General features: G+C 72.9%; 19 protein-coding genes. 10 read left to right on the top strand and 9 right to left on the bottom strand.

Annotation, left to right across the window (positions count from 1 at the left end):
• Window positions 1-140: 140 nt before the first annotated feature.
• From AB0M80_RS42665 to AB0M80_RS42655, 3 genes are read right to left on the bottom strand one after another with little or no spacing between them, the layout of a single operon-like run.
• On the bottom strand, window positions 141-794 hold the full coding sequence (locus tag AB0M80_RS42665) for a response regulator transcription factor (RefSeq protein WP_364576260.1): 654 nt from the start codon (window positions 792-794) through the stop codon (window positions 141-143).
• A gap of 4 nt (window positions 795-798) precedes the next feature.
• Entirely contained in the window at window positions 799-1,188 is a 390-nt protein-coding gene (locus AB0M80_RS42660) for a hypothetical protein (protein WP_364576259.1), read from the bottom strand.
• A gap of 31 nt (window positions 1,189-1,219) precedes the next feature.
• Window positions 1,220-2,428, bottom strand: a complete 1,209-nt coding sequence (locus AB0M80_RS42655) for a cytochrome P450 (protein ID WP_364576258.1) — start codon at window positions 2,426-2,428, stop codon at window positions 1,220-1,222.
• A gap of 467 nt (window positions 2,429-2,895) precedes the next feature.
• Between AB0M80_RS42655 and AB0M80_RS42650 the strand changes: the two genes are divergently transcribed.
• Window positions 2,896-3,993, top strand: coding sequence for a hypothetical protein (locus AB0M80_RS42650; protein WP_364576257.1), 1,098 nt, complete (start codon window positions 2,896-2,898; stop codon window positions 3,991-3,993).
• Window positions 3,994-3,996: 3 nt separating this feature from the next.
• On the opposite strand, the gene AB0M80_RS42645 is transcribed toward AB0M80_RS42650, so the two are convergent.
• Complete coding sequence (locus AB0M80_RS42645; protein WP_364576256.1) at window positions 3,997-4,530, bottom strand: copper resistance CopC family protein; 534 nt, start codon at window positions 4,528-4,530, stop codon at window positions 3,997-3,999.
• 145 nt (window positions 4,531-4,675) lie between these two features.
• On the opposite strand from AB0M80_RS42645, the gene AB0M80_RS42640 reads away from it, so the two are divergent.
• From AB0M80_RS42640 to AB0M80_RS42610, 7 genes are read left to right on the top strand one after another with little or no spacing between them, the layout of a single operon-like run.
• Complete coding sequence (locus AB0M80_RS42640; RefSeq protein WP_364576255.1) at window positions 4,676-5,185, top strand: L,D-transpeptidase; 510 nt, start codon at window positions 4,676-4,678, stop codon at window positions 5,183-5,185.
• Window positions 5,186-5,197: 12 nt separating this feature from the next.
• On the top strand, window positions 5,198-5,962 hold the full coding sequence (locus tag AB0M80_RS42635; protein ID WP_364576254.1) for a putative protein N(5)-glutamine methyltransferase: 765 nt from the start codon (window positions 5,198-5,200) through the stop codon (window positions 5,960-5,962).
• Window positions 5,963-5,997: 35 nt separating this feature from the next.
• Window positions 5,998-6,474, top strand: coding sequence for a sigma-70 family RNA polymerase sigma factor (locus AB0M80_RS42630; protein ID WP_364576253.1), 477 nt, complete (start codon window positions 5,998-6,000; stop codon window positions 6,472-6,474).
• Window positions 6,471-7,067 carry a methylated-DNA--[protein]-cysteine S-methyltransferase gene (locus AB0M80_RS42625; RefSeq protein WP_364576252.1) on the top strand — a complete coding sequence of 199 codons (597 nt, stop codon included), beginning with the start codon at window positions 6,471-6,473 and terminating at the stop codon, window positions 7,065-7,067. Before AB0M80_RS42630 ends, AB0M80_RS42625 begins: the two co-directional genes overlap by 4 nt.
• Window positions 7,064-7,777 carry a 2OG-Fe(II) oxygenase gene (locus AB0M80_RS42620; RefSeq protein WP_364576251.1) on the top strand — a complete coding sequence of 238 codons (714 nt, stop codon included), beginning with the start codon at window positions 7,064-7,066 and terminating at the stop codon, window positions 7,775-7,777. Before AB0M80_RS42625 ends, AB0M80_RS42620 begins: the two co-directional genes overlap by 4 nt.
• Window positions 7,774-8,151 carry a hypothetical protein gene (locus AB0M80_RS42615; protein ID WP_364576250.1) on the top strand — a complete coding sequence of 126 codons (378 nt, stop codon included), beginning with the start codon at window positions 7,774-7,776 and terminating at the stop codon, window positions 8,149-8,151. The genes AB0M80_RS42620 and AB0M80_RS42615 overlap by 4 nt, the downstream gene beginning before the upstream one ends.
• Entirely contained in the window at window positions 8,151-8,639 is a 489-nt protein-coding gene (locus AB0M80_RS42610) for a methylated-DNA--[protein]-cysteine S-methyltransferase (protein WP_364576249.1), read from the top strand. Before AB0M80_RS42615 ends, AB0M80_RS42610 begins: the two co-directional genes overlap by 1 nt.
• Here AB0M80_RS42610 and AB0M80_RS42605 read toward each other — a convergent pair whose 3' ends face one another.
• Complete coding sequence (locus AB0M80_RS42605) at window positions 8,640-9,242, bottom strand: LysE family transporter (protein WP_364576247.1); 603 nt, start codon at window positions 9,240-9,242, stop codon at window positions 8,640-8,642.
• Window positions 9,243-9,308: 66 nt separating this feature from the next.
• Here AB0M80_RS42605 and AB0M80_RS42600 point away from each other — a divergent pair, with 66 nt between their 5' ends.
• Entirely contained in the window at window positions 9,309-10,196 is an 888-nt protein-coding gene (locus tag AB0M80_RS42600; protein WP_364576246.1) for a LysR family transcriptional regulator ArgP, read from the top strand.
• Between the two features lie 47 nt (window positions 10,197-10,243).
• Here AB0M80_RS42600 and AB0M80_RS42595 read toward each other — a convergent pair whose 3' ends face one another.
• On the bottom strand, window positions 10,244-10,882 hold the full coding sequence (locus tag AB0M80_RS42595) for a TetR/AcrR family transcriptional regulator (RefSeq protein WP_364576245.1): 639 nt from the start codon (window positions 10,880-10,882) through the stop codon (window positions 10,244-10,246).
• Between the two features lie 64 nt (window positions 10,883-10,946).
• Here AB0M80_RS42595 and AB0M80_RS42590 point away from each other — a divergent pair, with 64 nt between their 5' ends.
• Window positions 10,947-12,461 carry an FAD-dependent monooxygenase gene (locus AB0M80_RS42590; RefSeq protein WP_364576244.1) on the top strand — a complete coding sequence of 505 codons (1,515 nt, stop codon included), beginning with the start codon at window positions 10,947-10,949 and terminating at the stop codon, window positions 12,459-12,461.
• 194 nt (window positions 12,462-12,655) lie between these two features.
• Here the strand turns inward: AB0M80_RS42590 and dmpG are convergent, their stop codons facing one another.
• The 3 genes from dmpG to AB0M80_RS42575 form a co-directional block, all read right to left on the bottom strand.
• A complete protein-coding gene (gene dmpG, locus AB0M80_RS42585; protein WP_364576243.1) occupies window positions 12,656-13,681 on the bottom strand; it encodes a 4-hydroxy-2-oxovalerate aldolase in 1,026 nt (341 codons plus the stop codon).
• Window positions 13,678-14,577 carry an acetaldehyde dehydrogenase (acetylating) gene (locus tag AB0M80_RS42580; RefSeq protein WP_364576242.1) on the bottom strand — a complete coding sequence of 300 codons (900 nt, stop codon included), beginning with the start codon at window positions 14,575-14,577 and terminating at the stop codon, window positions 13,678-13,680. Before AB0M80_RS42580 ends, dmpG begins: the two co-directional genes overlap by 4 nt.
• Before the next feature lie 85 nt (window positions 14,578-14,662).
• The gene (locus AB0M80_RS42575; RefSeq protein WP_364576241.1) at window positions 14,663-15,820 is read right to left on the bottom strand and encodes an MFS transporter; all 1,158 of its coding nucleotides are present in this window, start codon (window positions 15,818-15,820) and stop codon (window positions 14,663-14,665) included.
• Between the last annotated feature and the right edge of the window lie 161 nt (window positions 15,821-15,981).

Genomic DNA, 15,981 nt, shown 5'->3' with positions numbered 1-15,981 from the left:
CGCGGCAACCAACGGAACTTCCGCACCCGAGCCATCACAACCACCCCTTCCTCCAAGCGGTGTTGCAACAACCCCATGACTCCGAGCCACCTTCAGAGACGTAAAAGTCCCTGGAGGTGGCATTCGCGGCTTCGGGGCGGTCAGGGCGTCCGGTGCACGTGCGGCCGGTACAGCCCTCGCTCGTAGGCCAGCAGGCCCGCCGCCGTCCGGTGTGCGCACCCGAGCTTCCGGAGCACCCTCGCCACGCAGTCGCGCACCACCGGCTCCGGCAGCCCCAGCCGCGCGGCGATCTCCGCGTTCGTCAGCGCCGACCCCACCCCGGCGAGCACCTCGGTCTCCCGGGCCGACAACCGGTCCACCAGCGCCGGCCGCTCGTCGCGGGGGCCGGACAGCCGGGTCGCCGCCGCCACCAGCCGGCGGGCGGCGTCCGGGGACAGCACCACGTGGCCGTCCGCCGCCAGCCGGACCACCTTGAGCAGGTCCCGGTGCCGGGCCGACCGCAGCACGAACCCCGCCGCGCCGTCGCGAAGGGCGCGCAGGATCCCCGCGTCCGAGTCGAACGTCGCCAACGCCACCACCGCCGGGCGGCGGGTCAGCGCGTCCGGCCAGCTCAGCCGCAGGTCCAGCAGCAGCACGTCCGGCAGGCGCCGGCGGAGGGTGACGCGGGCCGCCGTGGCGTCGGGGGCCGCGCCGACCAGCTCGATGCCGTCCGCCTCGTCGAGGATCGTGCTCAGGCGGGCTCGCACCGCCGGGTCGCGCTCGGCCACCAGGACCCGGACCGGCGGGGCGAGCACCGCTTCAGTCCCGGGGCCGCAGGCGGATCAACGGCAGGTCGGTCTTCGACGCGCCGACCAGGTCACGCCCGCCCGGACCGCGCAGCCGCACCTCACGGAACCGCACCGACGAAAGCTGCGCGGCTTCGATCGGGTAGACGTCGCCGTAGCGCTTGATCTTCTCCACCAGCTCCTTGCCCAGCAGTTCGACGAGACCGGAGTGCCGGGTGGCGCCGCCGCCCAGCGGCACGTCCAGTTGCTTGCGGACCTCGGGGAACCGCTGGTCGAGCTCGACGGCCAGCTGGTGGATCGTGACGTAGGCCCGGCCGAACTCCGACGCGTCGGGACCCGGCGGGATCTCCTGCAGCACCTTGACGAGCTTGTCGTCCATTCCGAGCTTGTCCCACAGGGTCACGTCTTTTCCTCCACTAGCGGCCGCCGATGGTCTACCAGAGGACCGGCACGCGGTCCACTCCCCCGGTGACACGGTTGGTCCGGACCTGGAGTTCATCCACGCCGACGGCCAGGCGCAGCCCCGGGAACCGCCGGAACAGGGACCCGAACACGACGCGCAGCTCGGTGCGGGCCAGGCTGGCGCCGATGCAGAACCAGCCGCCGTAGGCGAAGGCGACGTGCGGGTTCGGCTTGCGGTCCGCGTCGAACGTCTCCGCGGCGGGGAACACGGACGAATCCCGGTTCGCGGCCGCGAGCGACAGCACGACCGCGTCGCCGCGCGCGATCGGCACGCCGCCGAGCTCGACGTCGTCGTGGGCGTACCGCAGGACGCCGAGCCCGCTCGGTGCGGACAGCCGCAGGATTTCCTCGACCACGCCGTGCACCCGGCCTTCGGGGTCGGCGGCCAGCGCGTCGCGCCGGGCGAGGTCGGTGAGCAGGTAGAGCACGCCGAGGTCGATCCGGTTGGACGTCGTCTCGTGGCCGGCGAACAGCAGGCCGGCGCCGAGCCGGGCGAGGTCGTCGTCGCCGAACGTCGGGTCGCTTGCCTGTGCACGGACCAGGTCCGAGACGACGTCCTGGCCGGGCTCGCGCCGCTTGGCCGCCGCGAGCCGGCTCATGTAGGCGGTGAACTCGTCCAGCGCCGCCTCCGCGCCGTCGCCGATGTCCATCCGGCCCATCCGGTCCGACAGCACCCGGAACGTGTCGCGGTCTTCGTACGGGACGCCGAGCAGCTCGCAGATCACCAGCACCGGCAGCGGGAACGAGAGGTGTTCGTGCAGGTCGACCGGCTCGTCGGCGTGCCGGGCCCGCTCCATGGCGTCGAAGCAGCCGTCGGCGAACTCCTGGACGTGGCCGGCGAGCCGGCGGATCCGGTTGGCGGAGAAGGCGGGCACGAGCATCCGCCGCATCCGCGCGTGCTCGGTGTGCTCGGTCTCGTGGTCGCCCTGCGGACGGCTGAGGATGGCCGCGTCCGACAGCGCCGACGCCTCCTCCGGCGCCGGGTGCGAGCGGCCGAACCTCGGATCGCCGAACACCGCGCGGACCTGCTCGAACCCGGTGACCAGCCAGGCCGGGTCCCCGGCCGGGGTGGTCACCGCCACGACCGGGCCCTGGCGGCGCAGCACTTCGAAGAGCGGAGCGATCTCCAGGACGTTCGGCCGCTCGAACGGCAGGCGCGGGCTGTCCGTGGTGGCGGTCATCGGGTCTCCTCCCGGTGCGCGGCCGATCGGCGCGGACACGGCGGGCCGGTCACGGCCGCTCCCCCCGGTCCCCCCGCGATCCACGGTACTCACCGAACCCCGCCGCCGGGTGGGGAAAGCAGCTTCCCACCCGATCGGGCGGGCCCGGCTGCGGGGTGAGCAGGCTGCGCGGTGGCCCGGCTGCGGGGTGGCCCGGCTGCGGGGTGAGCAGGAATTGTCGGTGTGCCCCGGTAACCTGGATTCCGGGGGCCGGAGGCCGGCACGTGGCTGTAAGGGCCTCCCGAGCGATCAGTCCCCGGCCGGGGTGATCGGTCGCTCTTCCCGGGCGTTTCCCGGGATTCCGGCCGAATCGCCGACCGCGGCCCATTGTCGATCCCCGATCCCCGATTACGGTATTCCGGTGAAATCGGGCCATCCATCGATCTCTTCGAATCCGGCGCAGGTTGATCATGGGTTACGATGCCCGCATGAAAATGGGGGTTTTGCGCCGGATCGGCGTGTTCGCAGCGGTCGTCGTGTCCGTGCTCGCTTCGACGCTGCTCGGCGCGTCCGCCGCGCACGCCGCGCCGACGCCGCTGGGCAAGCAGAACTGGGTGGTCAGCGTCGCCGGTTTCACCGAGGCACCCGGCCACAATTACCTGCGGCTCGGCTACCTCGTGTTCGACCCGGCAGGCAACACCGTCCAGCACAACTTCTGGACCTGGAGCCAGCACGACTTCCCGGTTCCGGTCAGCAGCGGAGACGTCTACTACTGCGGCGAATTCCAGCCGGGCACCAATCCCCGCAACAACTGCCCGATCAAGACCGCGCCGGGCTTCACCGGCGACCCGAACGGCCACTTCACCGGCACCTACGCCTACGACGCCACGTCCGGCCAGGTGGCGATCACCTGGACCAGCAGCACCATCGACGGCACCACGACCGCGGTGAACCTGGGCGAAACCTGGGCGGTCTCCGAGCTGCACCCGGGCCTGGGCCGGATGGAGCTGGTGACCGACACGTACTCGATCACCGGTGGCTTCGCGTACGGCAGCAACGCCTCGCTGGCCCAGACGAGCAAGGCCTCGATGAGCACCATCCGCGCCACGCAGCGGACGTACCTGTACGAGGCGCACAGCTGGAACAACAAGAAGATCACCACCCTGCGCCGGGGCGCGGCCGGCAGCGGCAGCTTCGGTGTCGGCCCCACCTGGAACGCCTGCACGGACGGCTCGTGCCTCGGGTACGTGCAGTACAACGCGGGTTGTGACAAGGCTTCCTGCTGCGGGCTTCCGGACGCCGCCGGGTACGACGCGTGCGTGCAGAAGCTCGCCGACAGCGGCAACCGGCGGTTCTACTACCTGACCGGCGACCTGGGCGGGCGGCGCAACAGCTACGAGTTCTGGTGCGAATGCCTGTCCTACGGCGGGTGCTACATGCTCAACAGCCACGTGCGCCCGCTGCTCCAGGTGATCGACGACGCCGGCGCGTTCCAGGGCTGGGTCGGCGCGGAGGTCAGCCCCGACCGCAGTGGCACCCGGGTCCTCGACGGCGAGTACTACGGCAGCTTCGCGATGGTGGCCTGACGCTTAGTCCTTGGGACGGCCCCGGAGCTGGCGCACGCCGACGACGATCACCGCGAGCAGGCCGACGACCGCGACCAGCACCCAGAGCCAGCCCGGGATGCCGACGGAGTCGAGGGTGACGGGAGCCGCGGAGCCGGGCGCGGTGGTCGCCGCCTGTGCCGGGGCGGTGAGGCTGAAGTGCACGGTGCCGGTGACGTTGTCCCCGTCCTTCGCGACCACCTGCCAGGTCAGCGTGTAGGCCTGAGCGGGACCGGACGGCGTCACCGGGACGGTCACGACCCCGCCGGCCACGGTCGCGGCGCCGGTCGGCCACGCGGTGCCGTCGCGGCCGATGACCTTGACCGGGTCCGGCGGCAGTGTGACCGGCTCGCCGAAGGTGAGCTCCAGCTGCGTCGGTGCCGTCGCGAGCGAAGCGCCTTCCGCGGGTGAACTGGCCTCGAGCTCGGTGTGGGCCGAGGCGGGCCCGGCGAACACGACGAACACGACGAGCCCGACGAGGGCAGCGAGCACGGCTCCGGACGCACGACGCGGGATCATCCGGACATCCTGCCCCATCCGCCCCTGATTCGATCCCGGCCGCCCCGGGTAACCCACGCCGTGGCCGCAGGGGCGGCGCGACTCAACCTTCGGGGCCGTTCACCCGTATTGACCCCCGGCAGGACTTCGGCGAAGGGGACGACGGATGCGCAGGACCGGGGTGGCGACCCTGCTGGGATCGGTGCTGGTCACGGCGGCCTGCGCGGCGCCACGCACCACGACGCCGAGCCCGATCGCCGAGCCGGCGCCGCTGCCCCGGACGAGCGCGCCGGCCACCACCACCCCGGCTACGAGCACTCCACCACCCGCGCCGCCGTGCGCCGTCACGACCGGCGCCTGCGTGAGCCTGGCGCAGCGGCTGGCCTGGCTGCTGCGGGACGGCCGGGTGGTGCGCGGCCCGGTCCCGGCCGGGTTCGGGCCGCCCGACCAGGCGACGCCCGCCGGGTCGTTCCACGTCGTGTGGAAGGACCGCGAGCACCGCAGCAGCGTGTACGGCACCGACATGCCCAACTCGGTGTTCTTCGCCGCCGGGGGCATCGCCTTCCACGCGGGACCGCTCGACGCGCCGTCACACGGCTGCGTCCACCTCACCGACACCGACTCGGCCGCGTTCTTCGACGGGCTCAACGCCGGCGACGCGGTGCAGGTCTTGTAGGCTCCCTCCCTGTTGGACACTCCCACTGTCATCTCCCGGCTGCGCGCCGCGGGCTGCGTGTTCGCCGAGGACGAGGCCGATCTCCTCGTCGCCGCCGCCACGACGTCCGCGGAACTCGACGCGCTGGTCGAGCGCCGCGTCGCTGGGCTGCCACTGGAACACCTGCTCGGCTGGGCGGAGTTCCACGGCCTGCGGATCACCGTGCGGCCCGGGGTGTTCGTGCCGCGGCACCGCACCGGGTTCCTCGTCGACGTGGCCGTCTCGCTCGCCCCGCCGGACCCGGTGGTGCTCGACCTGTGCTGCGGCTCCGGTGCGCTGGGGGCCGCGTTCGCCGCGCTGCGTTCGCCGCGTGAGCTGTACGCCGCCGACGTCGAATCCGCCGCGGTCGAGTGCGCCCGGCTGAACCTCCCGGACGCCCACGTCCACCAGGGCGATCTCTACGACGCGCTGCCGGCGTCCCTGCGGGGCCGCGTCGACATCCTCCTGGCCAACGTGCCCTACGTCCCTTCGGACGCCGTCGCGACGATGCCGCCGGAAGCTCGCCTGCACGAGCCGCTGGTGGCGCTCGACGGCGGCGCGGACGGCCTCGACCTCGCCCGTCGCGTCGCCGCGGGCGCGCCGCACTGGCTCGCCCCGGGCGGGACCCTGCTGGTCGAATCGAGCGAACGGCAGGCGCCGGTACTGGCGGAAATCCTTGCGGTGGCCGGGTTGGCGCCCCGCGTGCACGAGTGCGACGAGCGGGGCGCGACCGTCGTGACCGGTACCGCGAAGACGTGATCTCACGTTCCGGCGGCCCCGGACGTCTACCAGGTGTGATCGTGAAACCGTTCGAGCAGATCGTGGCCGAGCACGGGCCGATGGTCCTCCGGGTCTGCCGGGCCGTGCTCGGCCCCGCCGACGCCGAAGACGCCTGGTCGGAGACCTTCCTGGCGGCGTTGAAGGCGTACCCGGAGCTGCCGGCCGACGCGAACGTCCAGGCGTGGCTCGTCACGATCGCGCACCGCAAGGCCATCGACGTCACGCGGGCCGAGGCCCGCCGTCCGGTCCCGGTCGGCGAAGTCCCGGACCGGCCCGGCCGCGCCCCGGCGTGGAACGGCGACCTGTGGGACGCGCTGGCGAGATTGCCGGACAAGCAACGCCTCGCCGTTGCGTACCACTACCTGGCCGGGCTGCCCTACCGCGAGGTCGCGGAGATCACCGGGGGCACCGCCGATGCCGCCCGCCGGGCGGCCGCCGACGGCGTCAAGGCGCTGCGGGCCGGCTACCCCTTGGAAGGAGCGCACTCATGACGGACTTCTTCTTCACGTCGCGTCCGGAGCTGTACGAGCTCGATCCGCACCCCATGCACGAGCGGCTCGTCGCCGACGCTTCCCGCCGGGGACTGCTGGACGTCGCCTACCACACCGTCGACACCCCGGTCGGCTCGCTGCTGCTGGCGGCGACCGAGCAGGGCCTGGTGAAGGTGGCCTTCGACCGCCAGGACCACGACGCGGTACTGGCCGAGCTGGCCGCGGCGATCAGCCCCCGGATCCTGCGCGCCCCGGCCCGCCTCGACCCGGTCACCCGCCAGCTGGACGAGTACTTCACCGGCGAGCGGCAGACCTTCGACGTCCCGCTGGACTTCCGGCTGGCGCGGGGCTTCCGCCGGGCGGTGCTGGATCACCTGCCCGAGATCGCCTACGGCCACACCGAAAGCTACGCGCAGGTCGCGACGGCCGCGGGCAGCCCGAAGGCGGTCCGCGCGGTCGGTACCGCGTGCGCGCTCAACCCGCTGCCGGTGGTGGTGCCGTGCCACCGGGTCGTCCGGTCCGACGGGTCGTACGGCCAGTACGCGGGCGGCGAAGCAGCCAAGCGGACGCTGCTGACGATGGAGGCGGCATGACCACGTTCGAAGAACGCGTCGCCGCGGCCGACTGGGACGCGGTGGCCACCGAAGTCGACGACTACGGCTGCGCCCTCCTGCCGCAGCTGCTCACCCCGGCGGAGTGCGCACGGCTGGTCGCGTTGTGGGACGAACCGTCGCACTTCCGGGCGACGGTGAACCTGCGACGGCACCGCTTCGGGGACAACGGCGACTACCACTACTTCACTTCGCCGTTCCCGGAACCGGTGCAGCGCTTGCGGCAGGCGCTCTACCCGCGGCTGCTGCCGATCGCGCGGGACTGGTCCGCCCGGCTGGGCCGCGAGGCGGACTGGCCGTCCACTTTGGACGAGTGGCTGGCGGTCTGCCACGCCGCCGGGCAGCGGCGGCCGACGCCGATCCTGCTGCGCTACGAGACGGGCGGCTGGAACGCGCTGCACCGGGACCTCTACGGCGACAAGGTGTTCCCGCTGCAGGTCGTGCTCAACCTCAACGACCCGGGCACCGACCACACCGGCGGTGAGTTCCTCCTGGTGGAGCAGCGGCCGCGCGCGCAGTCGCGCGGCACCGCGACCCTCATCCCGCAGGGCCACGGCCTGGTGTTCACCACCCGCGACCGGCCGGTCCGCTCGGCGCGCGGCTGGTCGGCGGCCCCGGTGCGCCACGGCGTCTCGGTGGTCCGTTCGGGCCGCCGCCACACCCTCGGCCTCGTGTTCCACGACGCGGCATGACTTCCGCCGAACTCGAGGCGCTCCTGGGCCTGCTCGGGCGGGCCCGGCACATCGTGATCGGCACGGCGGCGGACCCGGCCTCGCGAGCCGGCGGCGAGCGGATCGCCGAGGCGTGGGGCGGAGTCGTGCTGGCGACGGTGACGTGGCCGGAGGTGGCGGCATCGTGGCTGCGCCAGGCCCGGCGCTTCGCGGCGCCGGAGCCGGACGCCTGGGTGGTCAGCGCCACCCCGGCCGGCTGGGCGGGCATGACGCGGCGGCTGCTGCGGTCGACGTCCTGGAGTCCACATCGGACGGTTTTGACGTCGGCTTCGGCCGGCTGCCCGCTCCCCGGCCTGCGCGGGGTCCGGGCAGACGGCACCACCTGGGAGACTTGATGAAGCACGTGATGGTGGATTCCCCGATCGGCTCGCTGACCCTCGTCGGTGCCGGCGACGTCGTCACCGGCGTCTACTTCCCGAACCACTGGACCCGCCCGGATCGCACCGCGTTCGGCGCGCGCGACGACGCGGCGTTTCCGGAGGCGGTCCGGCAGCTGAAGGAGTACTTCGCGGGCCAGCGCACGGTGTTCGACGTGCCGGTGCGGGCGGACGGCTCCGGTGCCGACCGCGCGGTGTGGGCCGAAATCGCGAAAATCCCGTACGGCGCCACGGCGACGTACGGCGAGCTGGCGCGGGCGGTCGGCGGGCTGCCGCACGAGGTCGGCGCGGCGGTCGGGCGCAACCCGCTGAGCATTCTGGTGGCGTGTCACCGCGTCGTCGGCCGGGACGGCAAGCTCACCGGGTACGCGGGCGGGCTGAAGCGGAAGGAGTTCCTGCTGGAACTGGAGCGGCCACCGGCGTCGGAGCGCGGCCAGCTGTGGTGATCACGTCCGGCTGAGCAGCATGGTCACGCCCAGCCCGGTCATCGTCACGGCGATCACGACGTCCAGCACGCGCCAGGCCATCGGCTTCGCGAACACCCCGGCCAGCTTCCGCGCCCCGAAGCCGAGTGCGCTGAACCAGACGGCGCTGGCGATCCCGGCGCCCAGCCCGAACAGCCAGCGCCCGTCGCCGTGGGCGACCGCCACCGAGCCGAGCAGCAGGACCGTGTCGAGGTACACGTGCGGGTTCAGCCAGGTGAAGGCCACACAGGTGAGCACGGCTTTGCGCAGTGGTGTGCGTTCCTCGCCGACGGTCAGCACCGACGGCCGGAACGCCCGCCGCGCGGCGACCGCGCCGTAGCCGAGCAGGAACAGGCCGCCCCCGATGGCGATGCCCCCGATCGCGGCCGGCCACCGCTCCAGCACGGCACCGATCCCGCCGACCCCGAGCCCGATCAGCACGAGGTCGGACACGGCGCAGATGACGACCAGCGGGGCGACCACGCCACCGCGCAGGCCGTGTTGCAGCAGGAAGGCGTTCTGGGACCCGATGGCGACGATCAGGGAGAGGCAGGTTGCGAAGCCGGCCAGCAGGAGAGGGAGCACCCTCTCACGGTATGACCGGGCCGCTACATTACTCCAGCTAAAGATTCTTACGTAACATTAGCGCTCATGATGTCCGATCTGCCGCTCGACCAGGTCAAGACGCTGCTCGCCGTCGTGGACGAGCAAAGTTTCGACGCCGCCGCGGCGGTGCTGCACGTGACGCCGTCCGCGGTCAGCCAGCGGGTGAAGGCCCTGGAGCAACGCACCGGCCGGGTCCTGCTGCTGCGCACCAAGCCGATCCAGCTGACCTCCTCCGGCCAGGTCCTGGTCCGCTTCGCCAGGTCGCTGGCCCAACTAGAGCAGGACGCCCTCTCCGGACTCGGCCTGGGCTCGTCCGGCCCACGCACGTTGTCGATCGCGGTGAACGCCGACTCGCTCGCCACGTGGTTCCTCCCCGCACTGGCAGGCATTCCCGAAGACCTCGGCCTCTGCTTCGACCTGCAGCGCGAGGACCAGGACCACACCGCGGCGCTCCTGCGCGAGGGCCTGGTGATGGCCGCGGTCACCGCGGCGCCGCAGCCGGTGCAGGGCTGCACGTCCCGCCGCCTCGGCCGGATGCGCTACCGGGCCATGGCGTCCCCATCGTTCATCTCCCGGCGGCTGTCTTCCGGCCCGCTCCCCCAGGTCCTCCCCACCGCCCCGGTGATCATGTTCGACCGCAAAGACGACCTGCAGGACAGGTTCCTGCGCGGGCTGACCCGCCGCCGCGCCTTCACCCTGGTCCGCCACCACATCCCGGCTTCGGAGTCCTTCGTGGACGCGGTCGCGGCCGGCCTCGGCTGGGGCATGGTCCCGGAGTTGCAAGCGGCCCCCCGCGGGGACGCACTGGTGGACCTGGCCCCGGACCGGCCGCTCGACGTCCCGCTGCACTGGCAGCAGTGGAAGCTCGACTCGCCGGCCCTCGCGGCCGTGGCGGACGCGGTGACCCGGGGCGCGAAGGAAGCCCTTCGCTGAGCCCCCGGTGACAGCTGCTCCGGCGTCCTGAACTCCGGCGCCGGCGTTCAGGACGCCGCGCCGGTGCCGGGGAAGTCACCCACCCCGCGCTCCACCAGGTCGAAGGCTTGATCGATCACCGCCACCTGCTCCCGCCGGACCACCTCCGCGTCATCCCCCGCCACGATGCGGCCCATCGCGTGCGCGAACACCGTGGTGATCGCCGTCGTCAGCAGGCCCGCCACCATCCGGGAGCGGAACGCGTCCCCCGTCTCCTCGGTGAACACCTCGGCGAACGCCGCCGCGATCTCGCGCTCCTGCTCGTACCAGCGGGCCATCAGGGCCGGGCTCGAGGTCAGCACCCACCAGAAGCCCGGGCCGCCGGCGATGGCGCCGGACAGCGGATGACCGGAAGCCAGGAGAGAGTGCTGGTGGCGGCGCAACGCCGTGCAAGGCGACACCCCGGCGGGCCGGGAGCGCACCACCGACGTGAGCTCGGCCAGCCGATCCGCGTGGCGGTCCAGGAAGAGATCCTCCTTGCGCGGGAAGTAGTTGAACACCGTCATCTTCGAGACGCCGGCCGCCTCGGCGATCTCCGCCACCGTCACCTCCTCGAAGCCACGCTGGATGAAGAGGCCTGTCGCCACGTTCGAGATCAGCAGGCGGGTGGCCTGCTTCTTCCGTTCGCGCAGTCCGGGGTCCGCCATGCCGCAGAGTATAGACCGAGCCCAAAGTTTGACTCGGTAAAAGTTTCCGGGCATCATCGGCGTCATGAACAGGGATGTGGTGATCTCCGGGGGCGGACCGGTCGGCTTGATGCTGGCCTGTGAACTGCGGCTGACGGGCGTGGACGTGCTCGTCGTCGAACGGCTGCCCGAGCCGGACCAGACGATCAGGGCCGGGTCGGTCAACCTGACCACGGCCGAAGCCTTCTACCGGCGGGGTCTGCTGCCCGCGATGGACGCGGTCGTGCAGCGGAACTTCGAGCAGATCCGGAAGTTCCTGGAGTCACGCGGCGGGAACGGGCCGAAGACCGTGCCGGTGGGGCACTTCGCCGGGATCATGGTCACCTCGGGCGGCGTCGACTTCGGCGATCCCGCCTTCCGCGACGTCGGGCCCGCCGCCCGGGTGGTCGTGATCCAGCAGCAGGACGTCGAGGCCATCCTCGCCGGCCGCGCCGCCGAACTGGGGGTCGAGATCCGGCGCGGCGTCGAGCTCACCGGCTTCGACGCCGACCACAGCGGCGTGACCGTGCACCTCTCCGACGGCGAGCCCGTGCGCGCCGGCTGGCTCGTCGGTGCCGACGGCGGCCGCAGCTTCGTCCGCAAGCGAGCCGGGTTCGAGTTCCCCGGGACCGACCCCGCCATCACCGGGCGGCAGGCGCTCGCCGAACTGACCGGCGCCGACGTGCTGCCCGCGGGCTGGCAGCACGGCACCGGCGGGCTGTACGTGCACGGGCCGATGCCCGGCCGGATGCTCACCGTCGAGTTCGACGGGCCGCCCGAGGACCGCGACGCGCCGGTCACCGCCGAGGAGCTCGAGGCCAGCTTCCGGCGGGTCTCCGGGGCGGACATCCGGGTGGCCGAGGTCCACAGCGCGACGCGCTTCACCGACAACGCGCGGCAGGCGACCACCTACCGCATGGGTCGCGTGCTGCTGGCGGGGGACGCGGCGCACGTCCACTCCCCGTTCGGCGGGCAGGGCCTCAACCTCGGCATCGGCGATGCCGTCAACCTGGGCTGGAAGCTCGCCGCGACCATCCACGGCTGGGCTCCCGACGGCCTGCTCGACACTTACACGACCGAGCGGCACCCGATCGGCGAGTGGGTCCTCGAGTGGACCCGGGCCCAGGTCGCGCTGATGCGCAGCGACGTGCGGACGAAGGCGCTGCGCCAGGTCGTCACCGACCTGCTGCTCACCGGCGACGGCGCGACCTACCTCGCCAAGAAGCTCTCCGGCGTCCTGCACCGCTACCCGATCGAAGGCGAGCACGACCTCACCGGCCGCGCCGCGCCCGACTTCACGTTCGCCGACGGCACCCGCCTCGGCGAGCACCTCCAGGACGGCAAGGCGCTCCTGCTCGACCTGGCCGACCACGCCGGCCTGCGCGAGAAGGCGAGCGGCTGGGCCGGGCGGATCGGGGTGCGGACCGCGAAGTGCGACAGCGAGCCGGCGCTGACGGGCGTGCTGGTCCGCCCGGACGGGCACATCGCCTGGGCCCGCGAGGACGGTTCGACGGCCGGCCTCGAAGCGGCGTTGCGGCAGTGGTTCGGCGAACCCGCCTGACGCACTGGCCCGGGCGCGCCGGGCATCCCGGCGCGCCTGGGCACGACCGCGGCTGCCACGACCGATGCGGTCAGCGCGGACACGGTGCGCGACCGCGGGCCGCCCGGACCGGTGCGGCCGGCAGCCGAGCACGGGGCATCGCCGCCAAGGGGGCATGAACCCGCCGCGGTACCTGACCGATGGCCGTGGCCGGCCTACTTCTCCGCCGCCAGCTGCACCGCGACGTCGATGATCATGTCCTCCTGGCCGCCGACCAGTGCGAGCTCGCCGCAGCGGCGCAGGATCGCCTGTGCCGGGACGCCGTAGCGCTCTGCCGCACGCTCCGCGTGCAGCAGGAAGCTCGAGTAGACCCCGGCCCAGCCCTGCACGATCGCGTTGCGGTCCATCTTCGGCCACCGGTGCAGGTACGGGCGGACGACCTCCTCGGCCGCGTCGAGCAGGCCGCCGACGTCGAGGCCGGTGTCGATTTCCAGCCGGTCGAACACCGCCGCCAGGACCTCCGTCGGGGAGTTGCCGGCGCCCGCGCCGAGTGCGCACAGCGATCCGTCGATGTACCGGACGCCGGCTTCGTACGCCAGGACGGAGTTCGCCACGCCGAGCGAAAGGTTCTGGTGCCCGTGATAACCGACCCACGCCGTGTCGCCGACCTCGGCGACCAGCGCTTCGAAACGGGCGCGGGCCTCGTGCATCAGCAGCGCGCCCGCCGAGTCCGTCACGTAGGCCGCCTGGCAGCCCGCGTCCACCATGATGCGGGCCTGCTTCGCCAGGTCTTCCGGCGGCGTCCGGTGCGCCATCATGAGGAACCCGGCGGTCTCCATCCCGAGTTCCCGCGCCAGCCCGAAGTGCTGCGGCGAGACGTCGGCTTCGGTGCAGTGCGTCGCCACGCGCACCATCCCGGCGCCCGCGTCGAACGCGCGCTTCAGGTCCTCCGCCGTGCCGATGCCGGGGACGAGCAGCACAGCGATCGTCGCCTGCTTCGCCTCTTCCCGCGCCGCCGCGATGAGGCGAAGCTCGTCGACGGCGGAAAAGCCGTAGGTGAACGACGAGCCGCCGAGGCCGTCGCCGTGGGTCACCTCGATCACCTCGGCACCCGCGCGGTCGAGCGCGCGCACGGTGTCCCGCACCTGCTGCTCGGTGAAGCGGTGCGCCATCGCGTGGCTGCCGTCGCGCAGCGTCGTGTCGACGATCCGGACGTCGTGGCGCAGTTCGGGACGACTCACGCCGACACCTCCTGCTTCGCGCGCGCGATCAATTCACCGACGCGGGCAGCCGCGGCGGTCATGATGTCCAGGTTGCCGGCGTACTCGGGCAGGTAGTCGCCGTTGCCGCGGACCTCGAGGAAGATGCCGACCCGCGCGTGGCCGTCCCACTCCTCGCGCGCGTCGTCGAACTGCGGATCCGCCCGCAGCGCGTAGCCGGGCACGTACTGCCGGACCTCCGCGACCATTTCGTGGATCGACGCGGTGATCGCGTCGCGGTCGGCGTCGAGGCCGATCGCGCAGAACACCGTGTCCCGCATGATCATCGGGGGTTCCACCGGGTTGAGGATGATGATCGCCTTGCCGCGCCCGGCGCCGCCGATCTCGGCCACCGCCTGCGACGTCGTGCGCGTGAACTCGTCGATGTTCGCCCGCGTCCCCGGGCCCGCCCCGCGCGAGGCCACCGACGCGACGATCTCCGCGTACGGCACCGTGGTCACCCGGGAAACGGCGTGCACCATCGGGATCGTGGCCTGGCCGCCGCAGGTGATCATCGAGACGTTCGGCGCGTCGAGGTGCGCCCCGAGGTTCACCGGCGGGCACACCATCGGGCCGAGGTGCGCCGGGGTCAGGTCGATCGCCTGGATGCCGGCCGCCCGGTACCGCGGGGCGTTCGCGGCGTGCGCCTTCGCCGACGTCGCCTCGAACACCAGCCGCGGCAGGGGATCCTGGCGCAGCAGCCAGTCGACGCCTTCGGCGGACGCCGCGATCCCCTGCGCGCGGGCGCGCTCGAGGCCGTCGGACTCGACCACGCCGACCACGTATCCGACTTCGATCACTTCACTGCGCCGCAGCTTCGCCAGCAAATCGGTGCCGATGTTGCCGGGGCCGACGATCGCCGCCATCACGGGAGCCATGCCCCGACCGTCGCACCGCGCCGACGGGTCGGCACAGTGTTGTGTTCCGGCCAGTGGAACGTCGACCCTGCGGCGTGGGCGTCGGCTACTCGACCGGCTGCTCGCGGCGGGCGGCGGCGTCGCCGGTGCGGCGAGCGGCCCGGATCACCGCCGCGGCCAGGAGGGCGGTCACTCCCCCGCAGGTCATGACGGCCGGGACCGACACGGCGTCCACCACGAAGCCGCCGGCCAGCGCCCCGGCGGAGAGCGTGGCCTGGAAGGACGCCGTGAACAGGACGGTGGCGGCCTCGGGTGCGTCCGGCGCCGCGCGGGCGAACCAGGCCTGGGAGCAGACCGGCACCCCGCCGTAGGCCAGGCCCCACGCCACCAGGGTCACGAGCGCGCCGATCGGCCCGGTGTGCGGCAGCGCGAAGACCGCCACCGCGATCACCGCCGCCGCGAGCGCGAACCCGGCCCGGTGCCGCCCGGCCAGGAAGGTGCCCGCGATCCCGGCCACGCCGTACGCGAGCAGATACCCGCTGAGCACCTCCGGCCGGACGACGTCCCGGAGCAGCGGCGTGACGTAGGTGTAGGTGCCGAAGTGGGCCAAGACGACGAGGAACGTCACCAGCAGTCCACTTCGGACCGCGCGGCGGCGCAACAGTCCACTCAGGACACTGGCCCGCGTGACTTCCACCGGGGGCAGGGGTGGGGTGAGGAGCACGAGGGCGGCAGCGGTCCCGAAGCTCAGCACGCCGAGCAGGAAGAACGCCGTCCGCCAGCCCGCGAGCTGCCCGACGAGGGTGCCGAGCGGTACGCCCAGCACCGAGCCCAGCGGCACGGCGGCGAAGATCACCGAGGTCGCTCGCGCGGCGGCGCCCACCCCGACGAGCCGGGGCGCCAAGCCGACGCCGATCGACCAGAAGCCGCCGATGACGACGCCGACCAGGAACCGGGCGACCAGCAGCACCCAGAGCGCGGGCGCCGCGGCGGCGAGGAAGCCGGCGACCGCGAGCAGCACCATCAGGCCGCCCAGCATCCGCCGCCGGTCGATCCGGCCGGCCGCGACGGTGACCACCGGTGCGGCGACGGCGGCGACGAAGCCGGGCACGGTCATGGTCCAGCCGGCGGTCCCGGCCGAGACGCCGAACCCGGCCGCGATCGGCGTCAGCAGCCCGATCGGCAGGATTTCGGTGGTGACGATGGCGAAGATCCCGACGGTGACGGCGAAAACGGCGGGCCACCGCGGCGATGGTGCGTTCATGGGCCCCAGTGAACCGGCCGCGGGACGGGCGGTCCGGCCGGTTTGCGACAGCTTGATCGCCACGCGGGGTCAGGTCGGATTTCCGCCGGTTTGCCCGAAACCGCGCGGCCGCTGAGCCCGGGATGACCGGCCGGGTCCCGCGGCGGCGGACCCGGCCGGAA

Source organism: Amycolatopsis sp. NPDC051045, assembly GCF_040682955.1.
Taxonomy (GTDB): domain Bacteria; phylum Actinomycetota; class Actinomycetes; order Mycobacteriales; family Pseudonocardiaceae; genus Amycolatopsis.
The sequence above is the reverse complement of the archived record's forward strand: the minus strand, read 5'-3'. Positions and strand labels throughout refer to the sequence as shown.

Bases quoted from the DNA above. Each gene is read 5' to 3' on its own strand.
- AB0M80_RS42645 (WP_364576256.1), bottom strand. From the start codon at position 4,530: ATGATCCCGCGTCGTGCGTCCGGAGCCGTGCTCGCTGCCCTCGTCGGG.
- AB0M80_RS42610 (WP_364576249.1), top strand. From the start codon at position 8,151: ATGAAGCACGTGATGGTGGATTCCCCGATCGGCTCGCTGACCCTCGTC.
- AB0M80_RS42595 (WP_364576245.1), bottom strand. From the start codon at position 10,882: ATGGCGGACCCCGGACTGCGCGAACGGAAGAAGCAGGCCACCCGCCTG.
- AB0M80_RS42650 (WP_364576257.1), top strand. From the start codon at position 2,896: ATGAAAATGGGGGTTTTGCGCCGGATCGGCGTGTTCGCAGCGGTCGTC.
- AB0M80_RS42580 (WP_364576242.1), bottom strand. From the start codon at position 14,577: ATGGCTCCCGTGATGGCGGCGATCGTCGGCCCCGGCAACATCGGCACC.
- AB0M80_RS42590 (WP_364576244.1), top strand. From the start codon at position 10,947: ATGAACAGGGATGTGGTGATCTCCGGGGGCGGACCGGTCGGCTTGATG.
- AB0M80_RS42620 (WP_364576251.1), top strand. From the start codon at position 7,064: ATGACCACGTTCGAAGAACGCGTCGCCGCGGCCGACTGGGACGCGGTG.
- AB0M80_RS42640 (WP_364576255.1), top strand. From the start codon at position 4,676: ATGCGCAGGACCGGGGTGGCGACCCTGCTGGGATCGGTGCTGGTCACG.
- AB0M80_RS42655 (WP_364576258.1), bottom strand. From the start codon at position 2,428: ATGACCGCCACCACGGACAGCCCGCGCCTGCCGTTCGAGCGGCCGAAC.
- AB0M80_RS42615 (WP_364576250.1), top strand. From the start codon at position 7,774: ATGACTTCCGCCGAACTCGAGGCGCTCCTGGGCCTGCTCGGGCGGGCC.
- AB0M80_RS42600 (WP_364576246.1), top strand. From the start codon at position 9,309: ATGATGTCCGATCTGCCGCTCGACCAGGTCAAGACGCTGCTCGCCGTC.
- AB0M80_RS42625 (WP_364576252.1), top strand. From the start codon at position 6,471: ATGACGGACTTCTTCTTCACGTCGCGTCCGGAGCTGTACGAGCTCGAT.
- AB0M80_RS42575 (WP_364576241.1), bottom strand. From the start codon at position 15,820: ATGAACGCACCATCGCCGCGGTGGCCCGCCGTTTTCGCCGTCACCGTC.